This is a genomic window from Iningainema tapete BLCC-T55, from assembly GCF_014698965.1.
GTDB lineage: Bacteria > Cyanobacteriota > Cyanobacteriia > Cyanobacteriales > Nostocaceae > Iningainema > Iningainema tapete.
Map to the genome: position 1 here is coordinate 46546 of NZ_JACXAE010000104.1, position 25473 is coordinate 72018.

General features: G+C 40.5%; 28 protein-coding genes and 1 tRNA gene. 14 read left to right on the forward strand and 15 right to left on the reverse strand.

Features of this window, described 5'->3' with window-relative positions:
* Window positions 1-14 precede the first annotated feature (14 nt).
* Window positions 15-86: transfer RNA gene (locus tag ICL16_RS34600), tRNA-Gly, on the forward strand.
* Between the two features lie 14 nt (window positions 87-100).
* Here ICL16_RS34600 and ICL16_RS46320 read toward each other — a convergent pair.
* From ICL16_RS46320 to ICL16_RS34615, 3 genes are all read right to left on the reverse strand, one after another.
* Window positions 101-289 carry a hypothetical protein gene (locus ICL16_RS46320; RefSeq protein WP_238361086.1) on the reverse strand — a complete coding sequence of 63 codons (189 nt, stop codon included), beginning with the start codon at window positions 287-289 and terminating at the stop codon, window positions 101-103.
* 183 nt (window positions 290-472) lie between these two features.
* Window positions 473-952, reverse strand: a complete 480-nt coding sequence (locus tag ICL16_RS34610; protein ID WP_190836109.1) for a type II toxin-antitoxin system antitoxin SocA domain-containing protein — start codon at window positions 950-952, stop codon at window positions 473-475.
* 461 nt (window positions 953-1413) lie between these two features.
* A complete protein-coding gene (locus tag ICL16_RS34615) occupies window positions 1414-1602 on the reverse strand; it encodes a hypothetical protein (RefSeq protein ID WP_190836110.1) in 189 nt (62 codons plus the stop codon).
* 44 nt (window positions 1603-1646) lie between these two features.
* Between ICL16_RS34615 and ICL16_RS34620 the strand changes: the two genes are divergently transcribed.
* Window positions 1647-1949: a DUF4351 domain-containing protein gene (locus ICL16_RS34620; protein ID WP_337907187.1), complete on the forward strand. Its 303-nt coding sequence runs from the start codon at window positions 1647-1649 to the stop codon at window positions 1947-1949.
* Here the strand turns inward: ICL16_RS34620 and ICL16_RS34625 are convergent.
* The 3 genes from ICL16_RS34625 to ICL16_RS34635 all read right to left on the reverse strand — a co-directional run bounded on the left by ICL16_RS34625 (window position 1906) and on the right by ICL16_RS34635 (window position 3020).
* Window positions 1906-2127, reverse strand: coding sequence for a hypothetical protein (locus tag ICL16_RS34625; protein WP_190836111.1), 222 nt, complete (start codon window positions 2125-2127; stop codon window positions 1906-1908). The genes ICL16_RS34620 and ICL16_RS34625 overlap by 44 nt on opposite strands.
* 54 nt (window positions 2128-2181) lie before the next feature.
* A complete protein-coding gene (locus ICL16_RS34630; RefSeq protein ID WP_190836112.1) occupies window positions 2182-2709 on the reverse strand; it encodes a GNAT family N-acetyltransferase in 528 nt (175 codons plus the stop codon).
* Between the two features lie 86 nt (window positions 2710-2795).
* The gene (locus ICL16_RS34635) at window positions 2796-3020 is read right to left on the reverse strand and encodes a hypothetical protein (protein WP_190836113.1); all 225 of its coding nucleotides are present in this window, start codon (window positions 3018-3020) and stop codon (window positions 2796-2798) included.
* 149 nt (window positions 3021-3169) lie between these two features.
* Between ICL16_RS34635 and ICL16_RS34640 the strand changes: the two genes are divergently transcribed.
* The 5 genes from ICL16_RS34640 to ICL16_RS34655 all read left to right on the forward strand — a co-directional run bounded on the left by ICL16_RS34640 (window position 3170) and on the right by ICL16_RS34655 (window position 6551).
* The gene (locus tag ICL16_RS34640; protein ID WP_190836114.1) at window positions 3170-3496 is read left to right on the forward strand and encodes a DUF4351 domain-containing protein; all 327 of its coding nucleotides are present in this window, start codon (window positions 3170-3172) and stop codon (window positions 3494-3496) included.
* Window positions 3497-3918: 422 nt separating this feature from the next.
* On the forward strand, window positions 3919-4305 hold the full coding sequence (locus ICL16_RS45045) for a PIN domain-containing protein (RefSeq protein ID WP_202895870.1): 387 nt from the start codon (window positions 3919-3921) through the stop codon (window positions 4303-4305).
* A 66-nt stretch (window positions 4306-4371) separates the two neighbouring features.
* Window positions 4372-4524: a hypothetical protein gene (locus tag ICL16_RS46325; RefSeq protein ID WP_238361087.1), complete on the forward strand. Its 153-nt coding sequence runs from the start codon at window positions 4372-4374 to the stop codon at window positions 4522-4524.
* Window positions 4525-5737: 1213 nt separating this feature from the next.
* A complete protein-coding gene (locus tag ICL16_RS34650) occupies window positions 5738-6001 on the forward strand; it encodes an RNA recognition motif domain-containing protein (protein ID WP_190836115.1) in 264 nt (87 codons plus the stop codon).
* Between the two features lie 118 nt (window positions 6002-6119).
* Window positions 6120-6551 (forward strand): response regulator, encoded by a 432-nt coding sequence (locus ICL16_RS34655; protein ID WP_190836116.1) that lies wholly within the window; start codon window positions 6120-6122, stop codon window positions 6549-6551.
* Window positions 6552-6589: 38 nt separating this feature from the next.
* Here ICL16_RS34655 and ICL16_RS34660 read toward each other — a convergent pair whose 3' ends face one another.
* Window positions 6590-8179 (reverse strand): B12-binding domain-containing radical SAM protein, encoded by a 1590-nt coding sequence (locus ICL16_RS34660; RefSeq protein WP_190836117.1) that lies wholly within the window; start codon window positions 8177-8179, stop codon window positions 6590-6592.
* 481 nt (window positions 8180-8660) lie between these two features.
* On the opposite strand from ICL16_RS34660, the gene ICL16_RS34665 reads away from it, so the two are divergent.
* From ICL16_RS34665 to ICL16_RS34675, 3 genes are all read left to right on the forward strand, one after another.
* On the forward strand, window positions 8661-8909 hold the full coding sequence (locus tag ICL16_RS34665; RefSeq protein ID WP_190836118.1) for a hypothetical protein: 249 nt from the start codon (window positions 8661-8663) through the stop codon (window positions 8907-8909).
* A gap of 181 nt (window positions 8910-9090) precedes the next feature.
* Window positions 9091-9576, forward strand: a complete 486-nt coding sequence (locus tag ICL16_RS34670) for a globin family protein (RefSeq protein WP_190836119.1) — start codon at window positions 9091-9093, stop codon at window positions 9574-9576.
* A gap of 85 nt (window positions 9577-9661) precedes the next feature.
* Entirely contained in the window at window positions 9662-9988 is a 327-nt protein-coding gene (locus tag ICL16_RS34675; protein ID WP_190836120.1) for a hypothetical protein, read from the forward strand.
* On the opposite strand, the gene topA is transcribed toward ICL16_RS34675, so the two are convergent.
* Complete coding sequence (gene topA, locus ICL16_RS34680) at window positions 9985-12147, reverse strand: type I DNA topoisomerase (protein WP_190836121.1); 2163 nt, start codon at window positions 12145-12147, stop codon at window positions 9985-9987. The genes ICL16_RS34675 and topA overlap by 4 nt on opposite strands.
* 282 nt (window positions 12148-12429) lie before the next feature.
* On the opposite strand from topA, the gene ICL16_RS34685 reads away from it, so the two are divergent.
* Window positions 12430-12597: a hypothetical protein gene (locus ICL16_RS34685; protein ID WP_190836137.1), complete on the forward strand. Its 168-nt coding sequence runs from the start codon at window positions 12430-12432 to the stop codon at window positions 12595-12597.
* On the opposite strand, the gene ICL16_RS46330 is transcribed toward ICL16_RS34685, so the two are convergent.
* From ICL16_RS46330 to tumA, 3 genes are read right to left on the reverse strand one after another with little or no spacing between them, the layout of a single operon-like run.
* Window positions 12552-12719, reverse strand: coding sequence for a toxin-antitoxin system TumE family protein (locus tag ICL16_RS46330; RefSeq protein WP_337907188.1), 168 nt, complete (start codon window positions 12717-12719; stop codon window positions 12552-12554). The two genes, ICL16_RS34685 and ICL16_RS46330, sit on opposite strands and share 46 nt — an antisense overlap.
* The gene (gene tumE / locus ICL16_RS46335) at window positions 12685-12909 is read right to left on the reverse strand and encodes a toxin TumE (RefSeq protein ID WP_238361092.1); all 225 of its coding nucleotides are present in this window, start codon (window positions 12907-12909) and stop codon (window positions 12685-12687) included. Before tumE ends, ICL16_RS46330 begins: the two co-directional genes overlap by 35 nt.
* A gap of 26 nt (window positions 12910-12935) precedes the next feature.
* Entirely contained in the window at window positions 12936-13166 is a 231-nt protein-coding gene (gene tumA / locus ICL16_RS34695; RefSeq protein ID WP_190836122.1) for an antitoxin TumA, read from the reverse strand.
* Window positions 13167-13968: 802 nt separating this feature from the next.
* On the opposite strand from tumA, the gene ICL16_RS46340 reads away from it, so the two are divergent.
* The 3 genes from ICL16_RS46340 (at window position 13969) to ICL16_RS34715 (ending at window position 18542) form a co-directional block, all read left to right on the forward strand.
* Window positions 13969-15111: a GUN4 domain-containing protein gene (locus ICL16_RS46340; RefSeq protein WP_238361088.1), complete on the forward strand. Its 1143-nt coding sequence runs from the start codon at window positions 13969-13971 to the stop codon at window positions 15109-15111.
* A gap of 326 nt (window positions 15112-15437) precedes the next feature.
* Window positions 15438-18065, forward strand: a complete 2628-nt coding sequence (ppsA, locus tag ICL16_RS34710) for a phosphoenolpyruvate synthase (protein WP_190836123.1) — start codon at window positions 15438-15440, stop codon at window positions 18063-18065.
* A 186-nt stretch (window positions 18066-18251) separates the two neighbouring features.
* Window positions 18252-18542, forward strand: a complete 291-nt coding sequence (locus tag ICL16_RS34715; protein ID WP_190836124.1) for a hypothetical protein — start codon at window positions 18252-18254, stop codon at window positions 18540-18542.
* 131 nt (window positions 18543-18673) lie between these two features.
* Here the strand turns inward: ICL16_RS34715 and ICL16_RS45050 are convergent, their stop codons facing one another.
* The 4 genes from ICL16_RS45050 to ICL16_RS34730 all read right to left on the reverse strand — a co-directional run bounded on the left by ICL16_RS45050 (window position 18674) and on the right by ICL16_RS34730 (window position 25369).
* Window positions 18674-19258, reverse strand: a complete 585-nt coding sequence (locus tag ICL16_RS45050; protein ID WP_238361089.1) for a hypothetical protein — start codon at window positions 19256-19258, stop codon at window positions 18674-18676.
* A 63-nt stretch (window positions 19259-19321) separates the two neighbouring features.
* Window positions 19322-21805 carry an SNF2-related protein gene (locus ICL16_RS34720; protein ID WP_202895872.1) on the reverse strand — a complete coding sequence of 828 codons (2484 nt, stop codon included), beginning with the start codon at window positions 21803-21805 and terminating at the stop codon, window positions 19322-19324.
* A gap of 134 nt (window positions 21806-21939) precedes the next feature.
* Window positions 21940-22773 carry an Rpn family recombination-promoting nuclease/putative transposase gene (locus ICL16_RS34725; protein ID WP_190836125.1) on the reverse strand — a complete coding sequence of 278 codons (834 nt, stop codon included), beginning with the start codon at window positions 22771-22773 and terminating at the stop codon, window positions 21940-21942.
* A 4-nt stretch (window positions 22774-22777) separates the two neighbouring features.
* A complete protein-coding gene (locus ICL16_RS34730; RefSeq protein ID WP_190836126.1) occupies window positions 22778-25369 on the reverse strand; it encodes a DUF1156 domain-containing protein in 2592 nt (863 codons plus the stop codon).
* Window positions 25370-25473 lie beyond the last annotated feature (104 nt).

The window sequence follows — 25473 nt, forward strand, 5'->3', positions numbered from 1 at the left end:
TGGCTAACATTTTCGCGGGTGTAATTCAGTGGTAGAATTTCTGCTTCCCATGCAGACCGTCGTGGGTTCGAGTCCCATCGCCCGCTTTCAAAAAAATGTATTAAGAGTCTAAATTGTTGATTAATTCTTCTATTGCTAAATTCTTTGTATCTTCAGGTAGATAATCAAAGACTTTTTTTAAAAGTTCTGGAGACGCATTTTGAAGAAACCAGTCTTCACTAGGATTTTCTGTAATATTTAAATAATATTTTAAACGTAACTCTATAGCTTCTTTATCTGCTTTATCCAATTGTCCAATTCGATTTAACCAATTTTCTGATGAGTCTTTAAAGCAATTAGCATCAACAGTACTTCTACTTCACCTGGCTCATCTAAATTATAAATATGAACATGACCCAGTTTACAACGAAGAGAAACCCTGTAGGGATTTATGGAATAAATCCAACCTTGTCTAGGTCTTTGTCCACCCACTTTACAATCCTAATTCACCAACTAATTTTTCTCTTTCTGCCTGTAAGTTAAGTTTAACTTTTTCTTCTGGTTGATAGGCATTTTTTACTTCCAGCATTGGAGCAGTGTTATATACGTAATCTAGTAACTGATTCAGTTTATCTGCGCCAGCCCATTCCCTCCTAATATTATCCAGCACCAACTTAATACTTAGAGGTATTTGCAAATCATCACCCTGAGTAGCTTCATTGACAGGTCTAATATATGTTGCATTATCAAGAGATTCTTGAATAATCTCTTTTCCATTCATTTGATTTAAAGCAGTATCTATACCCTCATTCCAAGGTCCAAATTGATAATAACACCAATCTAGCTCAGTCAGATGCTTTCCTGTCCACTTAACAGAGTAAAGATCAGCTAAATACAAAAATTTAATTAGCTGTGTTTTTGTAATATACCCCTTGGTCGCGTAGACAAAATATTTGATGAGTTTATCCAACATAACCCTTCTCTCTACTATTAGTAAAATAGGCTAAATTAATTAACAAATATAAATGGTTATAAGTATTCATAATCATTTTTAGGTAAAACTTTCCAGAGATGTTTTCTAAGTTTATATCGCTTAATTATAGTTTTTTTGTCCATTACTTGACAATTTGTTGGCTGACTCGCTAGTACCACACAACCTTTACAGTACTATTGTACTATAAAAGGCGATTTGTGTCACCTTCAATTACCATTCAACAGCGTTTAATCTGGCAATAACATTTGTATTTCCAGCATAGAGGTAGGTTAGAGTACCAGTATCAAGCAAGTACATTTACGTTCCAATGACTCATCAACTTCAGAATGGTAATGTAACTCGTTCCATAACTTGACTCGCACTATGTCCTATTTAATACAGAATCCTAGCACATATCAGAGTTTGGCGTTTTTTACTTACACTGATTGGCAACTCACCCACTATTTCTGCTCCATTTGTCCTAAAGAGTTTTTGGATAATTGTTTTGGCGACAACGTGACAATTTCTCTACCACTTGTAGCTTGCTTCTTCTGCCAATCTTCAAACATAGCATCTAAGTCATAGTTAAAAGACTTAGCATGTTCTTCACGAATTCTATGAATTTCCTCTAGAATTTCATCTTGCCACATAGCTTAATCTCCCATTAGCTCATAAGGTGTACAAATTATTGATTGTGGATACGTACCTACGGTTAAATGCCACAGAGGAGCAGGTTTTTCAGCGTGAACTTGATACGATGGGATTGAAGGAGGAGGAACAAGTTATGCAAATAGTCACAAGTTGGATGGAAACTGGGATGCAGCAGGAGGCACAAAAGTTTGTGCTGCGGTTGTTAAATCGTCGGTTGGGCGCGATTGAGCCACCCTTGGAGCAGCGTGTGCGTGAATTACCATTGGAGCGTTTGGAAGCTTTAGGCGAGGATATACTAGACTTTAGCGAGATGTCTGATTTGGTGAACTGGTTGGAGCAGGCTTAATCAGATTCGCACAGAGGTGGTTAGCGATCGCATTGATGCAGAATGGTTCGACGTGCATTGCATCTGCCCAAAACCACCTACTGGGCATCACCGATGAGGACAAAGGATGTGACCAGAAGAAAGGATGACTATTAATCTGGCTTAGCTTAGCTTGGCGTAACGCTTCACCCTTGCTCATACCTTGTTTCAGGTTCTGGTAAAACTGCACTGAGGGTGATCAAATCAGTGTTGCTCAATCCCAGCAGGGCTGCATCAGCAATGAAGTTGCGTACACTAAACACCGTCCATAATCATCTTCGTGTTCTTTCTCAAATTCCATACCAAGCTTGCGTGCTACTTGAAGCGATGCCACATTTTCAGGTTCAATTAGACAAATCAACCGTGTTAGATGTAATTGATCGAAAGCATATTGGGCGATCGCCTGCGCTACCTCTGTCCCCAATCCTTGCCCCCAATATTCTCTAGCCAGTAAATAAGCTACCTCCACTTCCTCGCGTCCATCAATCGTCCAGGGTAGAAGTCCACAGCGTCCAATAAACCGATTTGTTTCTTTGTGAATGGTTGCCCACAAACCTAATTGAGTGTGCTTCGGATGGCCGTGGAGAAACCACTCCAGTTCTTCCTTCGCTTCTTGGTAAGTTCGGGGAGCATCAGGAATGTATCGTTTCACTTCTGTATCGCAGTAAAGCGCGTAAAGACTGTCTAAATCTTCCCGCATTTGGTGTCTCAGGATAAGTCGATGGGTTTCTAGAATTCTCATTACTTTGACCTCAACATTGAACTATTTGTGAAATATTCCTCATTTACAAATGTTTGTGTTCAAATACTCCTTAGAGACGAGCTATTTTATTTATTTGGGTAGTATAAAATATTTCCATAATCACCTATAGCTATAACTTCATCATTTTCACTCCAATTGTTATTTTTTTTAACATAATCAAATTTCTCTTTAAGTTCTTCTTGTGAGTAAGATTCTAAGTTTTTTGCCCAAGGCAGTCCAAAATTAAATGGAAGTGAAACAGTTGATTCAACTTTTTTTGTAGTATTTATAAACTTGTAATACTGTCCCATTTTTCACTTACCAACTTATTCAGAAGTTTTATGCTCTGTATTTATCAGGCTTTTTATCTTCATTTTAGACGATCGCTTAGGAAGTACAAAAGCTGGTACTGCGGTTGTTAAATAGCTATACGATCAGATGGAGGGAATAGGAACAAGTTATGCAAGTCACAAGTTGGATGGAGACTGCTATGCTGCGGGCGGCTCAAAGGCTGGTGCTGCGACAATTAAATCGTCGCGTAGGGATTGAACCACATGTCGCGAAACGTATTCTTGAATTACTATTAGTCAGGCTCGAAGCTTTGTGCGATGATATACTAGACTTTAGAGAGATGTCTGATTTGGTGAACTGGTTGGAGCGCGATCGCACTAGTGCAGAAACTGAAGCGATCAGTGAGAAAATTATGAATAATCGCAAGTACATTAATTTAAAGCGGCTCGAAACTAAGTTTCATATAATGGCGGATAACAGAGAAGGAATATCGTGAACTATGCGAGAATAGCTTACCTATCAAAGAAGATGGGATGTTTCTCATCCAATTAAGTCTATCTGAACGCCATGAACCAGATCGTCTCACATTGTCCTTGAGCGATGCTTGGTATTACACCTATGAACAAGCTGAGAATTAATTTCCCAAAAAATCAGGTATAATTAGAATGCAATATAAATTTAACTTGTTAAACTTGCGCTAGGTAAATAAAAGTGGATAATTAGAATATTTTATTAGAAAGTAGAGCCGATGGCTTTACTACAGCCACCGTCTTAGAAGTTCCTGATTGCCAAATAAGTGACGAAACTAAACTTGGTGCAGTCGAAAAAGTTCAGCAGTTGTTACAGAAGCGTCTAGCTAAAGCTGAAATAATTCAGATTCCAGTGCCGATACAACCAGCTACTTCCCAAAGCCCTCTCATGAAGTTTGCGGGAATTTTTCAGGACGACCCAGATTTTATGGAAATCATGAAAGAAATAAGAGCACCAGAGAGATTTGGGCGATATATGACATGGATTCTTGATACTGACCATGCGTCACTGTTTTTAGCTGGAAATAAATCAATAATTACTGCTGTTGCCAAATATTCTACGGATGTGGCAATTACAGTAATTACTGTTCAAGAACTATTTAACGGTTGGGTTGGGAGATTGAATAACCCAGTCCAAGCAAAAAATCTTACCCAAATTTATACTAAGCTCTGGGAAACTACTGAATTTATCAAGGTCATAACTGTCTTAAATATTGATTTGGAAACGCCAGTCTTCTCATCAAAAAGACAAAAATTGTTGCAGTTTATTCCATAAAAATTTAGCTTTCAGCCGCAAAATTCCGGTCAATACTCCGTTAATCTCAAACTGTATCCAGATGATTTGACCCGAAAAGTCATTGCAGCTATTATCCAAGCAAATCCACCAAATAATTCAACAGCAGGTGAATTCCTCACGATTCTTAAGAGCAACAATCCTCTACAAATACTAAAAGTCGGATTCAAGTTTATAGAAACACTATCGCTCAAAAACTGAATAAAAGCAACCAAGCAACTCGTCAAGCTGAACTTCAACGCCTTTACGATGTGGCGATCGCAAGAAGACAGGCAGTTTTTAACGATCTAGTCTTGGCAAATTTAAATGAAACAGGTAACGCACTTCTTCCCGTTTCTAACACTAAGGTAGCATCGGCAACAAAAAGTCAGTAAAACCCCAACTTTTTGTAGGGGCACATAGCCAAACGCCCCTATTGAGCTAACACTTTTCTATAGGTTTTTGACAAACTGGACAGGAATATTCTGTGATTAAGGCTTTCGACTTTTGGGGACTGGCACTGTAATCAAATATTCCATGTTATGATTAAAGCAAAGAGAAATATTTTCGGCTACGTGACTACGCCATAGACACATTGTCATAGAAGCCTTTCCGGATCTAAATCTCTACACCCTATTAGGTTCGAGAGGTGCTGTATGTCAGTTTATTTAGGTAATCGATAGTACGACGTTTAATTATACAATTGCCATGTTTAGGTGAGCGGGTTCAATCCTCCCTTACCGTTTAGATGAATTTTGCTTTAATCCCTATAGTTATCTCATCTTATAAAAGCTTGTTTTGTGGCTTTAGAGTTAGAGTTAAAGTCACGTCCCTTCTGGTTCTCAAAAATCACGCATTCACGCATTCAAAAGTAACCCCACCAGTCGCAAAGCGACATGAATTTTGACTTTCCGCAGGGTTGCCCCTACGATTATTTAATCAAAATTACCATAACTCTAAATACAAATTGTTGGTGTCTATAGGGATTGCTCCTTATATTAACACAAATTAGGTTAAAAAATGCAATTACTTTTAAATAAATCTCTTCCAGCGCTATCTCTTTCTATAACTCGGCGCAGCCAGAAAAATATAGCCATACATACCCGGCAAACCATGCTCGGTAAATCTTTTTGTCCTTGCTGCTCATACACTTTGCTTCGTCATATAGACTTGAAAGGAATTTATTGGCGTTGTAGTCACTGTTACCAAGAAATGCCAGTTTATTAACTATTACAATAGAGATAAATCTTAAGCGGGAAAAAAACACTATTCACAGCCGAGAACTCCAACAGATAATTAACCAGTCTCAGGATTTAATCAACAAGCCTAAGTTGTTGGAGCCACAGCAGCTGATGCTCAGACTTAATATATGCAGGTTAGGCAAATGCTGCAGTACCGCGTCTAGATAATTTGTAAATAATTCGAGAGGTTTTATATGTCAGTTTATGTCAGCAATCTATCTAATGAAGTTAAAGAATTAGATCTCAAACAGATATTTTCAGAATATGGATCTGTGAAAAGAGTTCGATTGCCTATCGACAAGAAAACAGGTGAGAAGAGAGGATTTGCTTTCGTAGAAATGGAAACAGATGCTGAAGAAGCAGCGGCGATTCAGGCGCTCTTGGGTACTGAGTGGATGGGTCGTAGCCTCAAAGTGAATAAAGCTATTACTAGGTTAGACACAAGTTCATCATCTTGACAAGACTGTAAAAAAACGAGCGTTTGCCTTTCATGTGGTCAAACTACATGGGGCAGATGTATATAATGCAGACCTAAGTGGAGTAGATTCAGTTTTTATTTTTTTTAAAAAACTTCTTATGACGGCAACCACTAGCTTTACGGAACAGAATAATTTTTCAAATCTCAATGGTTTGCAAGTGCTTGTAGTAGATGATAATGCTGATTGCCGAGATTTGCTAAAGTTTCTTCTTGAAGAGTTTTTTGTGGTCGTCAAGATAGCAACATCAGTTCAAGAGGCTCTGCTCGTCTTGGGACAATGGCAACCAGATATTTTGATTAGCAGTATCGCCTTGCCAGGTGAGGATGGTTACTCATTGATGAGGCAGATAAGAATTCTTGAAGAAAGTCAACAGGCTAAACCTCTTGCCGCGATCGCCATCACAACTTTGATTACAGAAAAAGCATGTATACAAGCTCTTGACTGTGGGTTCTCTATGTACGTAGAAAAACCTTTTAACCTTGATGCATTATTAGCATCTATTGATTATCTCGCCAGACAAAACCGCTAAATGGCGATAGGCATTCGAGATCTCTGAAACATCCGACTTCAGATGTTCCTAAGAACCATTGGTTCAAGCTCTCTTAGCTTAGAGACTTCTAATGGATCGTAGCCTAGCTGTTGAGTCATCCGTTCTCTGGCTAAAACTCGGTACTCCCAAAAATGCTCTCCCATAGCGCATAACCCCAAGTACATATTGATAACTTGGGGCTTTTTCAGTAAAAGCGTCCACAGTTGTCGCCAAAACTGCACTCGAATGGAAGGTCGTCGTAAGCCCTGATGCCAGATTAACTGGGCAAATAGCCGCAACTCCTTACCCAAAGGAAGTTGCATGGTCTGCGATCGCCGATCTGGAGGAACAATATTGAGGCACTGCTGAAAACATCGCCTGAGATAATTCGCGGGTTCGTACAACGTCCAGAAGCCTTCCACATACTCTTTAGCAATTTCGGCAATGGGGCGGGTTGGGACGAAATTCATCAAGGTATTCTGGTCCCCCGTAGCTGTAACGCCGACGCCCTCAATTAAACGCTGCTCTGTTTGGAGTCTGTTCCAGAGGGCAGTGTTCGGCAAAGCTTGGAGGATGCCCAGCATGGGTTGAGGAATACTGGTTTGTTCAACAAAGGCTTGAATCCGTTCACCCGCACCGGAGCGTTCTCCATCAAAGCCAAGGATGAACCCTGCATAAATCAGCAGTCCCGCTTCGTTTATCTTGCGACAGGCTTCTACTAGGGGGTTGCGCGTATTTTGCATTTTGCGCGTCACTACGAGACTGTCTTGGTCAGGAGTTTCAATGCCGAGAAAAACAGCATAGAATCCTGCTTCTACCATCAGCTCTAGCAATTCATCATCTTCTGCTAAATTCACAGAGGCTTCGGTCATGAAGGTGAAGGGATGATTGTGTTGTTTCATCCAAGGAATCAATTCTCGTAAGAGGCGTTTGACATTGCGCTGATTCCCAATAAAATTGTCATCGACTATGAACAGCGACCCGCGCCAGCCCAAATCATAAAGCATTTGCAACTCTGCTAAGGTTTGATTCGGTTCTTTTGTGCGCGGTTTGCGACCGTAGAGGGAGATTATATCACAAAATTCGCAATTGAAGGGACAACCGCGAGAAAACTGAATCGCCATCATGAAGTAAGCATCCCGCTTCAGCAAGTCAAAGCGGGGCATAGGGCTAGTAGTAACATCTGGCTTCTCGGTGGAGCGGAAGATTCCTTGAGTTTTGCCAACACAGATCGCTTCCAGGAACTGTGGAACCGTCATCTCTCCTTCATCTAGAATTAGGTAATGCGCTCCAGAGTCAAGGGCATCTTGCGGTACAGACGTAGGGTAGGGACCGCCTACTGCCACCTTCTTGCCTAACTGCACGGCTTTTTGAATTAGAGCATGGAAATCCGGTTTCTGCACTAGCATGGCAGAGAGAATAACCAGGTCACACCACTCCCAATCTGCCTTTGTCTCAAGGCTAACATTGCGGTCATAAAATCTGATTTCCCAATCTTCAGGTAGAAGTGCTGCAACCGTAATAATTCCCAAGGGCGGAATGACTGCTTTTATTCCTACCATTTCCATAGCGCGATCGTAAGACCAAAAGGACTGGGGAAATTGGGGGTAGAGCAACAGTGTTTTCATAGAAGCCAACTCCATAAGAAGCTAAGTGCAGTTTTGGTCGCTGGTACAACCAAATGCATAAAACTTTTTGCTTTAGTTGAGTGCAACGCAAAAATTAACTATTCAAATCCAAATCCAGTATTGATGAAAGAGGTATTCTGACCAGACTAACGAGGTGGTATAGAAACTTTCTATATATTTCAATCAAATTATTATGCAATTTTAAAAAATCTGGATTATTTTGTAATTGAATATTATTTATTATTTACAATTTATTACTTCAAAAGGTTAATCTTTTTTTACTCCCTTCAACATCTACTAAAAGAAGTAATAAATATGAAGTTTATGTGTAAATCTGGCTACATCTTATAACTACTTTTAACTACTTCTCTCTCTTGAGATGGTTAAAACAACAGAAAAATCGGGTTATAGTTTAAAGATATCTTTGGTGGGTGTAAGTATTAAATATGCCAATTGAGCCTAACCTTTACGCCCTGACGACATGAACAAACCAATCCTGGAAAAAATTGGTACTAAATCTGAGTCTGGGACTCATACACCGTGGTACGTGGCGGTGCATCCCCACCCTCTACTCAAACAAAAATACTCATACTTGATCGCCATCTATTACGTCTTAGAGCGTAACCCAGATCCCATTGCTGACTTTGACTCGTGCCTGTTTGGGTGCTACGGCACACCAGCGCAAGCCCTAGATGCCGGAGTAGAGCAAGTGGAAAGTGAGTCACCTTAAACAAATAGAAGTAATAGGAATATCGTTGACAACACTACTCGTAGCGAGGCATCTATTACTGAGATTAATTCTTAGCTTAATCTATAAGCGAATTAAATTGAATTGCACATAATACCACCATATTTAATGAGTCGCTACAGCTTTAGATCAAATTGATTTCATTTTTTGAAGGAGTTTGTTAATGAGTCTGATTATAGAGTCGATTTTAAATGCGGACGCTCAAGCCCGCTATCTTACCATAGGTGAGATTGAGCAAATTAAGAGCTTTGCTAAAAGTGGTGAGCGCCGTTTGCGCATTGTTCAGATTTTGACAGAAAATCGGGAGCGCATTGTTAGGCAATCTGGAAACCAGCTATTTCAGAAGCGTCCAGATATTGTTTCGCCCGGTGGCAACGCCTTTGGGCAAGAAATGAGTGCAACTTGCCTACGGGACATGGATTACTACTTGCGCTTAATCACCTACAGTGTTGTAGCTGGTGATTCTACGCCAATTAAAGAAATTGGGGTCATTGGTGTTCGCGAAATGTATAGGTCCCTTGGCACTCCAATTGAAGCTGTTGCTGAAAGCATCCGTGCAATGAAGAATGTCACCACTTCTATGCTGTCATCAGAAGACGTAAGCATTGTCAGCGGTTATTTTGACTACCTAATTGGTGCCATGCAGTAAGGTTAAAAAGCCCTCAAAGTCCCACTAATGTCTAGGGTATAGGGCAAAAATTCATCTAAAATTTGGAAACTTAGCCAGAAAAATAATGTTCAACTTTAATACCTTAACTGAATTCTCAAGCACTTACTGCATTGGCATTTGTGCCTTTCTAATTCCAGTTAATTTAATTGCTACCTCATCGACAATAATTTTTACACTGTTGCATCGTCCGGCTGTTCAGATCTGGCAAGCTGCTGGGATTGCCAGTGTCTTTGCTCTACTGATGATTCTGCATGTACTTGCTTGGTTCATGATCGGAGTAGTCATGGCTCCTACGTACATTTTATTAGGTTTGGCAAGCATCTGTCTATTAGCCAATTTAGGGGCAATTCTTCTACATAAACGCTTTGTAATTGCCTATAATTGCGTTTAACATTCTTTGTTCAACTCGCCAAACTTGGGACTCCACCATCCTTTGGCTGTGCTAAAATAAGCCACATCCTTATGTTTTGCATCATTGCGAGACTTGGGGTTGGAACACCGGAGCATTGTCTTAGTCTGTCCGTCTTTCATATAACTGTACTCTTGTAGAGGTTTGTGACAAACTGGACAGGAATATTCTGTGATTGAGGCTTTCGACTTTTGGGGACTTGCATTGGCTGCTTGAGAACGAGGTTGTTCCCAAGTCTTAGTGCCATCGCTCCAAAACATAACGATATTTTCACACCCACTCACACATTTAAGAAAGTATTTCTTTTTAACTTTATTGCTGGGAATTTTGACAAGATAGTTGCTGCACTGAGGGCAACGAGTTCTGGATTTGTCAAATGTTCGCTCAGCTACAGGATATGCTTTAACCCCAGATGATGCCGGAACCACAGTTTTTGCCTTTACCAACGCTGGTGCAAAGTAATCTTGGTTCCAATTTGTCAAATAGTGCTGCCAAGGTTGTTTACCTGAAGCAATTGCATCTAGTGCATCTTCCATTTTTGCCGTAAATTCTGTCTTGAGCAAATCTGGTAATGCTTTGAGCAAAAAAGCATCAACTTCCAGCCCCAAAGCCGTAGGTTGTAGGTTTTCCTTGATTAGCTGGACATAATCCCGTTTCTTCAAAGTTGCAATCGTGGGAGAATAGGTACTTGGACGACCAATCCCTTTGCGCTCCATCAGTTGGACTAATTTTGGTTCACTGTAACGGGGTGGAGGTTGGGTTTGTTTCTTTTCATGACCTGCATTTGCTAAAGTTAGTATTTGCCTATGTTGCAAGGAAGGCAGGAGTGCATCTTTGCTAAGATTTGACCAGTACCGAGCGTAACCGAGAAACTCCACTACTTGTCCTCTAGCTTGCCACAGAATTTGACCGGACTGGGTGATAACTAGAGTCTTACGGAGTTGGGCAGGACGACATTGGGAGGCGATCGCTCGTTTCCAAATTATGACATACAAGCTAAATTCATCTGTAGAAAGTTCTACTCGCAATTGAGTTGAAGGACGAAACACATCTGTGGGACGAATCGCTTCGTGCGCTTCCTGAGCAGTTTTGTTACTACGATGCTTTACAGTTTGCTGGGGTACATTTTGCGGATCGTTTTGCTCCAACCACTTACGCGCACTGGCGCAGAACTCAGGACTTAGCATCACCGAGTCTGTCCGCATATAAGTAATTAAACCAGCCTCATAAAGCTTTTGTGCTACCTGCATAGTTTTCTCAGGCGCAAATTTCAACTTTGAACCAGCAGCTTGCTGAAGGGTAGAGGTGATAAAGGGTGGTGGTGGTTGACGGTAGGTAATCTTCCCTTCATATTGAACCACTTGGTGCGGATGGCGTTTTGCCTCGGAAACTAAACGTGTTGCTTCTGCCTCGGAAAGAACGCGAGTAGACTCCGGTGCTTCTTTCGTGTTACCTGCTGCGTCATCATGAGTTTCTGTTTCCTGTTGTTCTTCCGAATGAGCATTTACCGTCCCTTTATAGAAAGCGCGGAATCCTTCCGCATAATCAACCCAAACACTCCAATAATCTTGAGGAACAAAAGACTGAATTTCTCGCTCACGCTGGCAAATCAAATGTAAGGTAGCACTTTGAACTCGCCCAACACTCTTTGCCCCATTATTCAATGCCCAAACCAGAGGGCTTCCCTTGTAACCTACTAATTTATCCAGACAATCTCGGCACAATCCTGCTCCAATCAAGTCAAAGTCAAGTTTTCTGGGATGGGCAATGGCAGAGCGAACCGCAGACTCTGTAATTTCAGTGTATACTACTCGTTTAGGATCTTTGAGTCCTAAAGCTTCTTTGAGATGCCATGCGATCGTTTCTCCTTCTCGATCGGGATCTGTAGCTAAAACAACTTCATTGACTTGTTTAACAGCAGCCTTTAATTGCTGAATCGTTTCCTTTGCCTGCTGATTGCGGGGTACGTAGCGACACTGCACACTGTTACCTTCCATTGTAAAGCCTAAGGAATCCTCGCCTTCATCGCTGAGTTCGCGAATGTGACCGCAACTTGCACGCACAATCCACTCCGCGCCCAAGATTTGACTGAGCTTTTTGACTTTACCGGGGGATTCAACGATGAGAAGGCGTTTAGGCATGAAAGTAATGTACCTTTAAATTAGCTATCTAATGATCGTGTATATTGAATGGTTTGCTTACGCATTTTCTGTTTACTCCAAAATAATCACATTTTAATTATAAGCAATGATGAAGGCGTGGTGGGTAGTTCAACGTGCGGTTAACCATGAAACGGACACAAACACTCTTGTTGTTAGTTGTTGAATAAACAACAGAAGTTAGCGTCCAAAAAGAGGACAACTTAAAAAGCAGCCATTCATTACAGCGCAATTCCTTTAGAAGTACTACAGGCATAATTCCCCGTGGGTGATGAAGCCGATATCAATAGCGATGCGCGAATTTCCCATCAGTTAATAAAAATGGGATTGGGGATTGAGAGGGCGATCGCGCTCTGGATTCTCGCTCTCAATTTGAGCAATGCTACTCAAACTTCCGATCCTAATAACTCTGTTACTTCTTTTAGTACTTGAGTAATTTCAGGTTTGTCAGAACTGATGACATCATCTGGTAAATGCTTATGGTGTGGAAAAGTAGAGAGATTGGGAAAGTGAGGTGTACTATACATAACGAAAAACCAGACAATTTCGTTCATCTTGAAAATGGTAACGATAATCAAGAAATTTCAACTGATTTCCTGTGACTGCTATAGCTTCGTTTATCTCCAATAAATATTTTTGATTGAAGCGCAATCTAATTCTTAAATTAGCTCGTTGTGATGTTAATATCTCTTCTTCGTAACGTTCTACATAAACATTTTTGCATTGAACAATTGCTTGTTCCACTTGCCGAGCGGTAATCAGACAGAATATTAGGCAGCATCGTTCAATATAAGTTCTATTTCTTGACGTAAAGCTAAGTAATGACGGTAATCATTTGCCCATTCTATAAATAGAATATCATCTGATAACATTCCTTGATTGTATTGATGGAAAAAATCTTCAGAGTTCATTTTTTGCTGGTTCTCATATACACTAAGTCGCTTGGTAACTGCAACCAGAGCATCTAATGATGATGTATATTGAATGGTTTGCTTACGCATTTTCTCTTGACTCCAAAATAATCACATTTTAATTATAAGCAATGATGAAGGCGTGGTGGGTAGTTCAACGTGCGGTTAACCATGAAACGGACACAAACACTCTTGTTGTTAGTTTTTAAATAAACAATAGAAGTTGGATGCGATCGCCTCCAAGCATAATCTGTGTTCCAGTTGGCAACAGACAAAAATGCTGCGATGCTGGTCAAACATTAACTTGTACGATCCGCACAAGCGAATTGTAAAGTTATGTAAAAAATGGTTTCGGTTGTGTGTTCTCAAAGGAGCAGATGCGATCTGCCGTAGGCGGCAGCGCTTCGCTATCGCACACCCCCGACAAACGTGCGTCCCTTCGGGGAAACAGCTTATCTTCGACATCGCTCTTGGGGTTTCAAATCAAATTAATCTTTAAGTACGTGATTGCTGTGTGTGGCACGGTATATTGAGTGTTTGTGGCGATCGCGAGAAAGGATAATTGTGATCGCCAATCGCTCTGGTTTCATCAAGCTATCAAAAATCTACCAAAATTGATAACATTCGTCTGGAATCAGATCTTGTCCAATTGTAGATTTATTTGGATACTGTTTCAAAGCAGCTTACTGTTTGTACTAGTTATGCATATTAGTATTGCAGACGACATTAAAAAACGATTTCACTTCTGTTGTGCTATTCGTGGGCTAAAGATGAGTCAAGTGGTGACACAGCTAGTTGAAAAATGGTTGAAAAGCGAATGACACTACTATCACTTGTGAGCCAACAAAAACTTAATCTGATTACCAGCTTCGCGCTACAATTTGTATAGGTGATGCAGAAAATATTAATTTTAGCAGCAGTTCCCGATAGATTACGTTTGGATCAAGAAATTCGGGAGATAGTTGAAGCGATTAAACGAGCAGTCAAACGAGATTCATTTGAAATTAAAATTAGGACTGCTGTACGTCCCCAGGATATTAGGAGAGCAATCGCAGAAGAACGTCCTCAAATTGTGCATTTTTGTGGAAATGGCATGAAGGATGGCAGTTTATTGTTAGAGGATGATGGCGGAAATCACAAACTCGTATCATCACAAGGGTTAGCAGCATTGTTTAAACTACATACTGATTATGTAAAATGTGTATTACTTAATGCTTGTTATTCATCTAAATCTGCTGAGATAATTGGCAAACATATTAATTACGTAATTGGCATGAACCAGTCAATTGAGGATAGAGCAGCGATTGTATTTGCTCAAGGATTTTATGATGGGCTGGGATATGACAATGTAAATAATCTGGATGTGATTCAAAGAGCATTTGATGAGGGGAGCGTTGCTATTCAATTAGAAAACCTTTTACAGGATTCAATACCTTCAATGTGGAAGTTGGGGATTGCTCAAACACAGATAGTTCCTATACCTACTTTTAAATCTTCTTTTGATGAGTCCCAAAATGATCGCGCTCCTGACTTGCGACCATCAGAGATCGTTGAGCCACCGCAAATGGACCTGCTGAGCGATCTCGCCATAGACTACACCCGACTCCGTGAGCTGCTAGCTGCTAGAAATTGGTTTGACGCCGACAATGAAACCTATTTGGTCATGCTTAAAGTTGTGGGTCGTGAGAATGGTGACTGGATTAGAGATAAAGAACTGTTGAATTTTAAGAGCACCGACCTACGCACAATAGATAGTTTGTGGGTAAAATACAGCAATGGACGCTTTGGCTTTAGTGTTCAGAAGAAAATTTCCCTTGAAGTCAGCGGTGTACCCGACGGCAAATGGTCTGAACAAGCTTGGGAAAAGTTTGGCGATCGCGTTGGGTGGAGAATGAACGGAAGCTGGATTAGTCACAATCAAATTACTTTTGATACCAGAGCTCCTGTGGGGCATCTCCCGGTTTGTGGGGTGTTGGCGTTGGGGTTTTTGTCACATTGTCATTTCGGCATTCTTCTGTCGCGTCCAGACTTGTAAATGTAATTACTCATTCTTAAAATAAATAATAATGTTAATATTTTAGCATTTATTGAGTTGGAAAATACTTATTTTTGACTTTTGACTTTTGACTTTTGACTTCCTCGAAGAGGCGGTGGGGATAAAGCAAAACACTTTTGACACTTATATTTTACCGATTAAGTGCACATTCTCAACTGTCTACTAAAAACCTCAACTACTACATCGAAAATTTCACTAATCTTTGTGTCTAATGAAATAACACATAATGCAATTTATTGGAGAAGTATTATTATGGAAAGAATGTCATCATTCTCAAAGTATGAATTGCCAAAGGAGGGACACTGGTGAGTTCATTTGTTCTTTGTTTTCAAGATATTGATAAAACAAAACTTATGGTTGTTGGGGGTAAAGGCGCAAACCTGGGAGAGCTTTCCAAGATTGAAGGAATCCGCGTACCGGAAGGGTTCTGTATTTCTACTGAAGCCTTTAAAAGAATCATTGGGGAAACTTCATCGATTAACGAATTACTTGATCGGTTATCGGTTCTCAAAGTGGAAGATCGGGATAAAATCAGTGAACTTTGCGGTGAGATTCGCCAGGTCATTGAAGAGATAGCCATCCCTGAAGACATTAATGAAGCGATCGCCTGCCTTCTCTCCAGGCTTGGAGAAAACAATGCCTATGCAATACGATCCAGCGCAACTGCAGAGGATTTACCAACGGCATCCTTTGCAGGTCAGCATGATACGTATTTGAACACGATCGCAAAGAAGGCAATCCTAAAGCATATTAGCAAGTGCTGGGCATCGCTATTTACCGATAGAGCAGTCATTTACCGCCTTCAAAACGGCTTCGACCACCGTAAAGTCCACCTGTCTGTGGTTGTTCAGAAAATGGTCTTCCCGCAGGCGGCAGGAATTTTGTTTACTGCCGATCCCGTCACTTCTAACAGGAAAGTGTTATCCATTGATGCCAGCTTCGGACTTGGTGAAGCAATGGTTTCCGGCTTGGTGAATGCGGATATCTATAAAGTGTGTAACGGCAAGGTTATCGATCAGAAGATCTCCACCAAGAAACTGGCTATTTATGCCTTCAAAGATGGCGGTACGAAAGAACAGGAGATTGAGCCTGAGCGGCAGAACAGGCAAGCGCTGACGGATGAGCAGATTTTAGAGCTTGAACACATTGGCAGAAGAATCGAAGAACATTTCGGCTTTCCACAGGACATCGAATGGTGTTTGGTTGATGATACATTTTATATTGTCCAGAGTCGGCAAATCACTACGTTATACCCGATCCCTGAAGCGAACGATCAAGAAAATCATGTCTATATATCCGTTGGTCATCAACAAATGATGACCGACGCCATGAAGCCGTTGGGATTGTCTTTTTTCCAGTTAACAGCTGCTCGACCCATGTATAAAGCTGGTGGAAGGTTGTTTGTAGATGTCACCCGTCATCTGGCTTCACCTGTCAGCAGAAAAACGATCATAAATACTCTGGGACAATCCGATCCGCTGATAAAAGACGCACTCATGACCATCATAGAGCGAGGAGATTTTATAGAATCGCTGCCAAACGATCAAAAAGAACAGAGTTCCGGTAAAAGCGATAAAGTTATTTCGTCTTCGGGTTTTCGTACACAAATCGAAAATGATCCGACAATCGTTTCTGATTTGATCGAGAGTAGTCAAACATCGATAGAAGAATTAAGACATAACATCCAAACGAAATCAGGAGCGGATTTATTTGATTTTATTCTAGAAGATATCCAGCAATTAAAGAAGACTTTATCCGCTCCACAAAGTTTGGGTGTGATTTTGGCTGCTATGGATGCTTCATCATGGATCAATGAAAAAATGAAGGAGTGGTTAGGTGAAAAAAACGTAGCGGACACGCTTTCTCAATCTGTACCAAACAATATCACTTCGTCTATGGGTCTGAAGTTATTGGATGTCGCGGATGTGATTCGCCCTTATCCGGAAGTAATTAAGTATTTACAACAGGTAAAAGAGGATAACTTTTTGGATGAACTGGTTAAGTTTAATGGTGGACAGGAAACACAAGACGCTATCTATACTTATCTTAACAAATACGGAATGCGATGTGTCGGGGAAATCGATATTACGAAAACTCGATGGAGCGAAAAACCAACTACACTTGTCCCCATGATTCTTGGTAATATCAAAAACTTTGAGCCTGATGCCAGCAAGCGGAAATTTGAGCAAGGGCGACAGCAAGCTTTGAAAAAAGAACAAGATTTATTGGAGCGATTGAAGCAATTACCAGATGGTGAACAAAAAGCCGAAGAAACAAAACGAATGATCAGCTTGCTCCGGAATTTTATCGGTTATCGTGAATATCCAAAATATGCCATGATTAATCGCTACTTCGTCTATAAGCAGTCTTTATTGAAAGAAGCCGAACAACTCGTACAAGCCAACGTTATTCATGAAAAAGAAGATATATACTACCTCACTTTTGAAGAACTTCGCGAAGTTGTACGCACAAATAAACTTGATTGCCAGATCATCGGCAAACGAAAAGACGAGTACAAATTATATGAAAAACTAACTCCCCCACGTGTGATCACGTCTGATGGTGAGATCATTGTAGGTAAGTACAAACGAGAAAATCTCCCAGCCGAAGCTATTTTAGGTCTACCTGTTTCTTCCGGAGTTATAGAGGGACGAGCACGTGTTATCTTAAACATGGAAGATGCCAATCTAGAAGATGGAGATATATTAGTCACCTCCTTTACTGACCCTAGCTGGACACCATTGTTTGTATCCATAAAAGGTTTAGTCACCGAAGTTGGTGGACTGATGACTCATGGAGCAGTTATCGCACGTGAATATGGCTTACCAGCAGTTGTCGGAGTAGAAAATGCTACCAAACTGATCAAAGATGGGCAACGAATTCGCGTGTATGGAACAGAAGGGTATGTAGAAATCCTAATCAATTCCTACTAACTACACCAGTCGTAGCAGTTGAGTATCAAGGGAAAAACATATATGCTAAAAAGTTAACTGCAAAGGTATATTAACCTGGGCTTGTTACTCGCCCCAGGTTTTTGACTCTGTATATATGGCAGGCGATCGCTTATACCAAAGGACAATACAAATTTAACTTGTTAAACTTGCGCTAGGTAAATAAAAGTGGATAATTGGAACATTTTATTAGAAAGTAGAGCCGATGGCTTTACTACAGCCACCGTCTTAGAAGTTCCTGATTGCCAAATAAGTGATGAAACTAAACTTGGTGCAGTCGAAAAAGTTCAGCAGTTGTTACAGAAGCGTTTAGCTAAAGCTGAAATAATTCAGATTCCAGTGCCGATACAACCAGTTACTTCCCAAAGCTCTCTCATGAAGTTTGCTGGAATTTTTCAGGACGACCCAGATTTTATGGAAATCATGAAAGAAATTAGAGCACCAGAGAGATTTGGGTGATAGCTGTGTTAAGTAAGTAGGTAAAATTAAATATAAAATAAACTCTACGTTCGTAGTATCGACTCCTAGCGCTCAGGTTTATAAGGGCTGAAGCCCTTACTACAAAAGAGCATTTATTTACGCCTACCTACTTACTGGTATTTATCAGGAAACAAAGGACTACCAGGGGACCATAATTCTGTACTACCTGGATGTTGTTCAAAGTAATCAGGTTTAGTAGTAACTCGTAAAGTTTCCTTCATTCCTGGCATAGAAAATTTATACTCACCATTCTGCATTAGTTGAACTTCTATCCCTGGAGGTAGTAAAGAGGGAGTTTGTAGTAATTGATCTAAGGTTTCTAAATTATATACTGGTTCTGGTCGTGAAGGTGCTTCTAAATCAGCTTCGGTAATTACATCCAAATCAAAATTCTCTGCTTGAGCCTGAAGAATACTACTATCCAATTCACTAACTAGGGAAGCTCGTTGTTGTTCCTGTTGGGAGCGATTAGATAAAGCTGCATTGGTAATACTTCTGGGTAAAGTGGCGAGAATTGGTTGTAGTCTACCGACATATTGAGAAAACAAACCAATTCGTTCTCTTAAGGCTAAATAAACATCTGCTTCTACAGTATCTTCGTAGTGTAAATTAATGATTTTGATATTTTCATAAATTTGACCTAAGCGATCAATTCTACCAATTCGCTGCTCGACTCGCATCGGATTCCAAGGCATATCATAGTTAATTAATGCCCCGCAGAATTGAAAGTTCAAGCCCTCGGCGGCTGCGTCTGTACATCAGAGAATATCTGCTTTTCCTTCCCGAAATATTCGTTTAGTTTCATCTCTAGAAATAACTTGCCAATTACCATTACCGACGGCTAATTCTCCTCCACGTCCTGAAAAGCAAATGAGTTTATAGTTTTCGGTTTCTACCAAATACTGACGTAAAAAGTCCATTGTATCAGTATATTGGGTAAATACAATAACTTGTTGATAACCTTGTTGTCTAAGTTGCTGAAGTTTGTGGCGGAAAATTTGAGCTTTACTATCAGTGGGTAATTGTTTTACTTGTTGCAATAAAAATTTCAATTCTCTTAATTCTTCTGTTTGGATGGCTTCTTGTTCTAATTTGCTGGCTTCTTCTACATCCATTGTTTCATCAGAAAGCTCATCATCAGAAATATCTTCCTCATTAAGTTCTAGTTGAGAAAAGTTACGGCTAGTGAGGATATTAACTCGCTGGCTCAGGGTATGTTTTAAAGCAGCGAAACTACTAGCAAGACGACGACGATAGATAGTCATCACAAAACCAACAGCATTTTTCTCGGTTTGAGAGGCATTGTTATAAGTGCTAGAAATATAATCTTCAACCGCTTCATAGAGTTGTCTTTCCGCAGCAGTTAAGGATACGAATTCATCTTCAACAGTACGAGTAGCAATACGACTACTCATTTTTCCGGCTTCGTAATAACGACGCAATAGTTCACGGGTATGACGGGAAATCAGGCGATTGACGGGAGTATTGGAGCGCATAATTGCGATCGCAGCCCGTCTAGTGCTGCTGAGTTGTTTTCTGGGTAGAATAGCTTCATCTCTAAGGGCTTGCAATACTTTTTTGGTGGCTAATTTACTACCACCAACGACGAATTTGTGTGCCGCTTCTAGGGATGTTTCGCCAAATTCTGCTTCAACGGCACGAAACAGCCGTGCCATAAATTCAAATTGGTCATGACTTGGGTTAGCTGTGTTAACATAATCAAAGAAAGTCTGAAAGTTGCGTAAATCCCAAAGTTGTGGTAATCCGAGTAAATTAAGTAAGTCCCAAACTTCTGTTGGGCTAACTTGCATGGGAGTCGCAGTTAATAAGACTAAACCTTGAGTTTTATGCTTTAACTGCTGCATTAATTGCAATAATTGATTTGGTTTAGTGGGTTGAGTGCCACTGACTCCTTGGCGGCGAGCATGGTGTGCTTCATCAAGAAACACTAAGTCGTAAGGTTCAGCTTCGTTAATTAATTCTCTGGCACGCTCTACCCTTCGCATTAAATAGCTGGAAGTTATGACAATTGGTTCAGTGTGCCATTCAAGACGACTGACGGATTTAATAACGGGTTTACCTAATACTCTCAAAGCTGGGCAATCGTACCAACTTAGAGTTTTACCGTCATAGATGGGAACATTGAGGTTGAATTTTTCTCTAAGTTCAATTTGCCATTGACTGAGAACCGCTTTGGGTGCTAAAATAAGTATACGTTTTGCTTTTCCAGCTAACCAAGCTTGACGAATTAATAATCCAGCTTGAATGGTTTTACCTAATCCAACTTCGTCAGCAATAAGAAGTTTTGGTGGCCAGTTTTGATAAAGACGTTGGAAAGCACTGATTTGGTGAGGGTAAGGTGTAATCGCACAGGTAGCTTCGCCAACGCGATCGCCACTGCCGGGAATGGTAGCACCATCATGAATCATGCTCCAAACTTGTTTAAATTGTTCTGACGACTGATTCTTCTCAACGAGAGCTGTTGTTGTGGTATCAATAGATATTTGCTCTACAATTGACTCCTGACTCGTTTCCAACCGTTTTGGTTTTTGATCGTTGGGCGGTAGAAACTGGTGGAGTTGTTCTCGTAGTGCAGTCGGAACATCAATGACTAAACAGCGTTTGGCTTGATTATTCCATAATTTAGCAAAACCACGCTCCTCGTCATCTACATAAGTTTTTGTACCACCCCAGTCGGTGAAGACGTGAAAACTTTCCCAATTACTTGCCCAACCTTTAGGTGTTTCATTAACACTGCCATTAAATGCGAGTCGGTTTCCTGCTTTGTCTTCAATAATTCCAGCTTTTTCGTGAAAAATAGCTTGTACGGGCAGGGGTTGACGTTCGAGAGAACAGGGTAAGGCAAGTTTGACTTCTAAATAACCATGAGCAATCATCCAGGAAAGTAGTTCTAATGCGTCTGCTTGTTCAATGTTTTCTGCAATTAAAGGAATATTTGATAGGGAACGATTTACGACTTCTCGGAGTTTTTCGCCGCGTGCGATTGCTTCGACTTCTTCTTGCCCAAGAGTGCAGCCGATGACTAACCGCATAACTCCATGATTGCGGATTAAACCTTCAATACCTCTTACAGCTAGGGTGAGGATAGGGGCTGAAAAAAAGCCCGTGGAGCGATCGTAACGTACTGCACAATTAAGGGCAGGTTCGTAGAAGTCTTTAATCAAACTCAAACTGTCAGAGTCATATTTAGTTTGCCAAGTGTAATCTGTGAGGAGAGGCATTAGTTAAGCTAAGCAGTTATATCGTTTTCTGTTGTATGTGAATGATAAAAAACCGCACGAGGCAAGAGAGGACGCACCGGCATCCCCTTTCGCCGCTAGGCGTTGCCACTGTTCCTTGGGGTACGCAACCTACTTCAATCGGAAGGTTGTTGTGCTACCTGCCCTACTTCCTCTACAGTTAACTCCAACTCCCGTGCAACTTCTTCCACGCTCAACCCTAATCTTAGTAGCAAAGGTACTGTTCTGAACTTTTGCTGTCGAGTACCTTCTTGTTTACCTTCTTGCCTACCTTCTTGTTTACCTTCTTGCCTACCTTCGGTAAATGCTTCCTGATAAACCCTTGTTTGCTTCAAATCACTTAATCCAAACATCTCCTCTATCTCCTTGCGACTCATTTGGGGAAACTTGTAGACTAAGATAGTCTCTATTAATTGTAGTAACTGCTGTTGTTGCTGTGGTGAGCTTATCTGTTGCTGAGTTCTATCGATCAGTTCTCTTGCTTGTTCTATAGCTGTCTTTTCATTTTCTATCACTAATTTAACAGTTGCAAGAGAAATAGGTAAGGATACAGCTTCGCCTAATTGGTCGAGGTAGATCCGGCTGACACGCTGACTGCTAAAAAATTCACGGTAATGCTTAATATCTGCTGTATCTATACTCCTAGTTGGATATATGACGACAGCACGCCAATCATTTGAGGGTTGATTTTGCCGCAAGTATAGACAAATTTCTGTAATCAAGCGGGCGTAAATTTCTAAGTCGGATTGAAACTGAACTTCCACAAAGTAAAGTGGAACATCTCTTTTTTCTGCAGGAAGAAATACACCATCAATTCTGAAAGCTGTTTGCTTGACTTCCACAGATGAGAATTGATAAGCATTCGCCTCTTGTGGTGGTTCACCAATCAATTCAAAAAAGATGCTGGGAAATTCTTGAAACAGGCGATAAAAAATACTGTCAGTTTTCATAAATTTAGCATTTATTCAACCATAGTTCTAATTGTTTTGGTTTACCAATTTTTTCACTAAATGCCAAGCGGCGCAGGCTTTCTAAGACATCAAAATCTTTAGCTGCTTCGGCAACTTCCCCTTCTTCTTCATCAAAGCCTGTATAAGTACTGGAGACAGGTAACACCTCTAACACAGCTGCTAAAGCAGTTTGGAAGTCAGGGTTTTTATCAACTTGGTTGCTTTCTAACAGTTTTTTGGCAGCTTCTAAACCATTGCCACGGGCGCGGTTAGCAGCGTGGTGCAGTGCATCAATCATGGAACGACTACCATCGGGGGAACCTAAACTACCTTTGGCCGCTCGTTGGCTACTATCCCATAAAATTAAATCGCTGGATTGTTTTTGTGCTAAATGACCAACAATTTCTCTGTCTAAATCTACGCCTACCACTCTCGCTAACCGCAAGGCTTCATCGTAAGGGAAGCGAGGCGCTTCAAAGGCATCCCAAGCAAGGACAAACCATTCGGTAATGGGGTCAAGGTTAGTTTGACGTTTTGTGCCTAAAAGTTGTTCCATACGCCATTGTTTTACTTCTCGTCTAGCTGCTTCTAGGGCATCTTCAGGAGTAACTGCATAGGGATCAAACTGATCAAATAAACTAGTTTGCTTACTTTTCTGTTTCGTTTTTAGTTGGGTTTTCGGAGTACCGCGTGTGAGAGGCCAGTGTTTGGAAAGTTCTTGCAAAGCCGGACCAAAGCAGGATAAATAGAGGTCAACGCCTTTGATACCATAATTTTGGAATTCTTGTACTCGTTTTCTGACAGCTTTAGCTACATCCTTTTCTACATCTTCCCAATAGACGTTATCCTCTTCAGATTTAGGAAGACGAGGGCGACAGACGAGGAAAATAGTACTCTTAGCAGCAGCTTTATCTTTAATATGTAGACTTCCTTCAGCTTCAGTGTTGACGGGCCAAGAGGCGGTAATAGTAAATCCTGCTTCTAATAAACCGCTGGCTAATGCATCCCATGCACCTTGTGCTTTATGGGTAAACATTAAGGTGAGAATACCATCCTCTTTGAGAACACGGCGACATTCATTAAAAATACTCGCCATGCGTTCTTGATAGTCTTTTGTAGCTAAGGCTTTCGCACCTTTTTCTCCTTGAAATTTAGCTGGATTGGCTACTGCTTCGTTTTCTTTATCGGTGAGTTGACGGGTAAAAAATTCAGGGTAGACATAACCAGCAGTACGCTTCAGCCAGACATAGAAGAAATCACTTAACTCTGCATACATTACGTTGTCATAGTAAGGCGGGTCAAAGACAATTGCATCTATGCTATTATCGTCTAAGTGATAAAGGTTATCGCCTGATTCGTTGGTGATAGTAATATGAGGACAGGTGAAAGAAGTAGTTAGGTTTAAATCTAGTTGCTTACTTTTACTGTTAGCCTTTTTGATGTCAATGTCTGGACGACTTAACTCGATAAGTTCTTCAATACATTTTCCAGTTTGTGCGATCGCCCAATCATAGCCTAATCCAGTAATTAACGGAGCCATTTCTGCATAAGACCAACAAAAAGCAAAATCATGGCGATTAAAGGTATTTGCCACAACTTCTCTCGTTGGCATCCATACAGACATTCGAGAATTATAATTCAGCATTTTGTCTAAAGCAAAACTCAAATAAACAAACGCTGCTTTTGTCACTTCATCTAATGTTCCTTTTGCTTCTTCTTTTTCTAATAATTCTCGGAATACTTCTACACTTGTTCCATGACACAAAAGTTGACGAGGTAAAAAAATATCTTTCCAATATCTCATTCCATAGCGATGAGGTTCAGAAGTCTTCAAGCCATCAGGAATACTTTCACTAGGAATAAAATCTAAAGCTTCCCACTCAATTAATTTTTCTTCTAATCTTGCCTGAATTTCTACAAAATTATCATCACTAGGTAAGGGTGCGCGGTAGCCTCTCTCCCATTTTTCTCTGATCTTTCCCGTTTTAGTTTGTGTCTCAATTCTTTCTTTATAAACAACAGCAAATAATTGGTCGCCCATTTCTCCTGCTTGTGCTTGAGCTTTTATTTCATCACCTGAAACAATCCGATTACAATCAGGATAGGGACATTGAGCATCACCGCCGCTAACTGTTCCAGCAGATTGCTCTTTAGTCTTATGAACAACCTCAAATTCACAAATGCGCTTATTTAAGTCTGGTTTTAAGCGCACTCCTGTACCATCAGGAGCAAGTTTCCAGTTTGGAGAAAGGGGAATTATTCCTTCGCAATAGGGACAGCGTATGGTGCGGGAATAGAGATAACCATCAACTTTATTTCCTTTATTTGGTTCTTCTGGAAAAATTCCTTGATATTTAGGTTCTGCTTTTTTAATAAATTCTTTTGAAATTCGTTTATATTCTTCAAGCAGTTTAACATTATGTTTTATAGGTGCTTCTAATGTTTGCTTAAGAATAACAGATGCAACTGGGTTAATATCATTAGCAATAGTTTCAAACCCAAGACGAATCGACTCCAAAGGAATACTACCACCACCGGCAGTTGGATCTAAGACAACAGGATTTTTTAAAGCAATTCTATTAGTTTCATATTTCAACCATTCTTGTTCTTCATTTGAAGGAATATGGTTCTCCCGTATATATGGTGATAAGCTGTTCTAATCACCAAAGCAAGCTAATAACCGATTCCGGAAATTGTTGA